The sequence below is a fragment of the Mesorhizobium sp. M7A.F.Ca.CA.004.12.1.1 genome (assembly GCF_003997835.1).
In the GTDB taxonomy this organism is placed as follows: domain Bacteria; phylum Pseudomonadota; class Alphaproteobacteria; order Rhizobiales; family Rhizobiaceae; genus Mesorhizobium.
The window spans coordinates 1-3,165 of record NZ_RZRK01000705.1 but is presented as its reverse complement, the minus strand read 5'-3'; the positions used below and the strand labels follow the sequence as shown (position 1 = coordinate 3,165).

The 3,165-nt window shown below is 61.7% G+C and carries 7 protein-coding genes and 1 pseudogene; all 8 read right to left on the bottom strand.

What is annotated here, in order from left to right; translation table 11 throughout:
* Nucleotides 1-212 (bottom strand): 50S ribosomal protein L15 (gene rplO, locus EN984_RS28050; protein ID WP_127384110.1); only part of this gene is annotated, 212 nt, incomplete at its 3' end.
* 22 nt (nucleotides 213-234) lie between these two features.
* Nucleotides 235-432 carry a 50S ribosomal protein L30 gene (rpmD, locus tag EN984_RS28045; protein WP_006205449.1) on the bottom strand — a complete coding sequence of 66 codons (198 nt, stop codon included), beginning with the start codon at nucleotides 430-432 and terminating at the stop codon, nucleotides 235-237.
* A 24-nt stretch (nucleotides 433-456) separates the two neighbouring features.
* Nucleotides 457-1,020 carry a 30S ribosomal protein S5 gene (gene rpsE / locus EN984_RS28040; RefSeq protein ID WP_006333394.1) on the bottom strand — a complete coding sequence of 188 codons (564 nt, stop codon included), beginning with the start codon at nucleotides 1,018-1,020 and terminating at the stop codon, nucleotides 457-459.
* A gap of 148 nt (nucleotides 1,021-1,168) precedes the next feature.
* Nucleotides 1,169-1,528 (bottom strand): 50S ribosomal protein L18, encoded by a 360-nt coding sequence (gene rplR, locus EN984_RS28035; RefSeq protein ID WP_027038735.1) that lies wholly within the window; start codon nucleotides 1,526-1,528, stop codon nucleotides 1,169-1,171.
* Between the two features lie 124 nt (nucleotides 1,529-1,652).
* Nucleotides 1,653-2,186 (bottom strand): 50S ribosomal protein L6, encoded by a 534-nt coding sequence (gene rplF, locus EN984_RS28030; protein ID WP_013895694.1) that lies wholly within the window; start codon nucleotides 2,184-2,186, stop codon nucleotides 1,653-1,655.
* An 89-nt stretch (nucleotides 2,187-2,275) separates the two neighbouring features.
* Complete coding sequence (gene rpsH, locus EN984_RS28025; RefSeq protein WP_013531431.1) at nucleotides 2,276-2,674, bottom strand: 30S ribosomal protein S8; 399 nt, start codon at nucleotides 2,672-2,674, stop codon at nucleotides 2,276-2,278.
* Nucleotides 2,675-2,686: 12 nt separating this feature from the next.
* Complete coding sequence (gene rpsN, locus EN984_RS28020) at nucleotides 2,687-2,992, bottom strand: 30S ribosomal protein S14 (protein ID WP_013895695.1); 306 nt, start codon at nucleotides 2,990-2,992, stop codon at nucleotides 2,687-2,689.
* Nucleotides 2,993-3,019: 27 nt separating this feature from the next.
* Nucleotides 3,020-3,165, bottom strand: a pseudogene (locus EN984_RS28015) (50S ribosomal protein L5); the annotation flags it as partial.

Here is a 3,165-nt window from a genome sequence, read left to right as displayed (position 1 = left end):
TTGGCGAAGATGTTATTGAAGCCACGCTTCGGCAGGCGCCGGTAGAGCGGCATCTGGCCACCCTCGAAGCCGTTGATGGCGACGCCGGAGCGCGCCTTCTGGCCCTTGACGCCGCGACCGCCGGTCTTGCCGGAGCCGGAGCCGATACCACGGCCGAGACGCTTCTTGGAGTGCGTCGCGCCGTCCTTGTCACGCAGATCGTTGAGTTTCATCTGAGTTCTCCTGCGCTCTGGCTCAGCCCTCGTCCACGACGCGGACGAGATGCTGGACGGCAGCGATCATGCCGCGCACGGAGGGCGTATCTTCCAGCGTGCGCTGCTTGTGCATCTTGTTGAGGCCGAGGCCGACCAGCGTCGCGCGCTGCTCCTTCGGACGGCGGATCGGCGAACCAATCTGCTCAACGGTGATGGTCTTGGTTGCTTTCTTGGCCATGGTCAAAATCCCTGGTCAGATCGACTATTCTTCAGCCGCAACGGCGGTGCCGCGGCGGGCCTGAAGGGTCGAATACTTGATGCCGCGAGCAGCAGCCACATCCTTGGGATGCATCTGGCTCTTCAGCGCGTCGAAGGTGGCGCGAACCATGTTGTAGGGGTTCGACGAACCCATCGACTTGGCGACCACGTCATGCATGCCGAGCGTCTCGAAGACAGCGCGCATCGGGCCACCGGCGATGATGCCGGTACCTTGCTTGGCGGCGCGCAGCAGCACGCGTCCAGCACCCCAGCGTCCTTCGACGTCGTGATGCAGCGTACGGCCCGAGCGCAGCGGCACGAAGATCATGTCGCGCTTGGCCGATTCAGTTGCCTTGCGGATGGCTTCCGGCACTTCGCGCGCCTTGCCGTGACCAAAGCCGACGCGGCCCTTCTGGTCGCCGACGACGACGAGTGCTGCAAAACCGAAGCGACGGCCGCCCTTGACGACCTTGGCGACGCGGTTGATGTGGACGAGCTTGTCCACCATGCCGTCATCGCGTTCTTCACGATCGCGGCCGCGGCCGCCATCCCTACGTTCCTGTGCCATATCCTGTTCCTTGTTTTTTTCCGGAAGCACGGTTGCTGATAAGATCCGGTGCCTCGCCCCGAATAAATCGGGAAACGGTCACCGGGGGCGAAATCAATTCCTTCGCATAATCCCTATCCGAAAAGTCTGCAACTTTTCGGGACTATGCTTAGAAGCTCAAGCCGCCTTCGCGGGCAGCCTCGGCGAGCGCCTTGACGCGGCCGTGATAGATGTAGGCACCGCGGTCGAAAACGACTTCCTTGACGCCGGCCTTGGTGGCGCGCTCGGCGATCAGCTTGCCGATCGCGGCGGCGGCGGCGGTGTCGGCGCCGGTCTTGAGCGAACCCTTGAGGTCCTTCTCGAGCGTCGAAGCGGCAGCGATGGTGTGGCCCTTGGCGTCGTCGATGACCTGCACGTAGATGTTCTTCGACGTGCGGTGGACCGACAGACGCGGACGCTCGCCGGCGACCTTCTTGATCTGACGACGGACGCGCTGCGCGCGGCGCTGCGTGGATTCCTTGGTACCCATGATGGTCTTCCTTGCCTTCAAAAAACGGGGGCCGCCATATGCGGTAGGCGAAAGCGCCTCCCGCGACCGCTCCCCGCGGCGTTACACTTTTTGGCTTGGCCTCAACTTCCCGAGGCCAGGCCCGCTACTTCTTCTTGCCTTCCTTGCGGACGATCTTCTCGCCGGCATAGCGGACGCCCTTGCCCTTGTAGGGCTCGGGACCGCGATACTCGCGGATCTCGGCCGCAACCTGGCCGACTTGCTGCTTGTCGATGCCGGCCACGGTGATTTCGGTCGGCTTCGGCACGGTAATGGTGATGCCGGCCGGCGTCTCATAGACGACGTCATGGCTGAAGCCAAGCGCCAGCTGCAGGTTCTTGCCCTGAAGTGCCGCGCGATAGCCGACGCCGGTGATCTCGAGCTTCTTCTCGAAACCGTCCTTGACGCCCTGCAGGATGTTGACGATCTGCGTGCGCGACATGCCCCACTTGGAGCGGGCGGTCTTGGTCTGGTCGCGCGGCTGGACAGCGATCTCGCTGCCTTCCATCTTGACCAGCACTTCGTCGTTCACCACGAACTTCAGCTCACCCTTGGGGCCCTTCGCCGTCACGGTCTGGCCGTTGACGGTCGCGGTCACGCCCTGCGGCAGCGAAACGGGTTTCTTTCCAATACGAGACATTTTGTTGTCCTCGTCACTTCTCTTGTTTCAGGTCTCTGTCTTCGGGAACGATCCGAAGACCGGATTCCACTTTGCGGTCAACTGCCAGATCAGAAGATCTGGCAGAGGATCTCACCGCCGACGTTCTGTTCACGTGCTTCATGGTCGGCCATCACGCCCTTCGGTGTCGAAAGGATGGCGATGCCGAGGCCGTTGGCGACCTGCGGAATCGACTTGGCCGAAACATAGACGCGGCGGCCTGGCTTCGAGACGCGGGCGATTTCGCGCACGACCGGCGCGCCGTCGAAATACTTCAGCTCGATCTCGATTTCGGACTTGCCGTTGTCGAAGTCGGTCTGGCTGTAATCGCGGATATAGCCTTCAGCCTTCAGCACGTCGAGGACGCGGGTGCGCAGACGCGAAGCCGGCGTCGAAACGCTCGACTTCTTGCGGCCATACGCGTTGCGGATGCGGGTCAGCATATCGCCGAGAGGATCGCTCAATGACATGTTATGTCCTCCTTACCAGCTCGACTTGACCAGGCCCGGGATCTGGCCGTTATTGCCGAGATCACGAAGCGCGATGCGCGATACTTTGAGCTTGCGATAGTAGGCGCGCGGACGGCCGGTGACTTCGCAGCGGTTGCGGATGCGGATCTTGGCCGAGTTGCGCGGCATGGCGGCAAGCTTGAGCTGAGCGCGGAAACGCTCTTCCATCGGCTTGGACTGATCCATGATTATCGCCTTCAGGGCAGCGCGCTTGGGACCGTACTGGTCGGCAAGCTTGCGGCGCCTGTTGTTCTTCTCGACTGAGCTGGTCTTTGCCATTTCAGATTTTTCCTTTTCTCGCTGCCGTTACTGGCGGAAGGGGAAGTTGAAAGCCTTGAGCAATGCCCTGGCTTCGTCATCCGTCTTCGCAGTCGTACAAACGATGACGTCCATGCCCCAGATCTGATCAACCTTGTCGTAGCTGATCTCCGGGAACACGATGTGTTCCTTGA

What these genes read in the sequence shown, in the direction of transcription:
- rpmD (WP_006205449.1), bottom strand. Translation starts at nt 432, where the DNA reads ATGGCCAAGAAAGCAACCAAGACCATCACCGTTGAGCAGATTGGTTCG.
- rpsE (WP_006333394.1), bottom strand. Translation starts at nt 1,020, where the DNA reads ATGGCACAGGAACGTAGGGATGGCGGCCGCGGCCGCGATCGTGAAGAA.
- rplR (WP_027038735.1), bottom strand. Translation starts at nt 1,528, where the DNA reads ATGGGTACCAAGGAATCCACGCAGCGCCGCGCGCAGCGCGTCCGTCGT.
- rplF (WP_013895694.1), bottom strand. Translation starts at nt 2,186, where the DNA reads ATGTCTCGTATTGGAAAGAAACCCGTTTCGCTGCCGCAGGGCGTGACC.
- rpsH (WP_013531431.1), bottom strand. Translation starts at nt 2,674, where the DNA reads ATGTCATTGAGCGATCCTCTCGGCGATATGCTGACCCGCATCCGCAAC.
- rpsN (WP_013895695.1), bottom strand. Translation starts at nt 2,992, where the DNA reads ATGGCAAAGACCAGCTCAGTCGAGAAGAACAACAGGCGCCGCAAGCTT.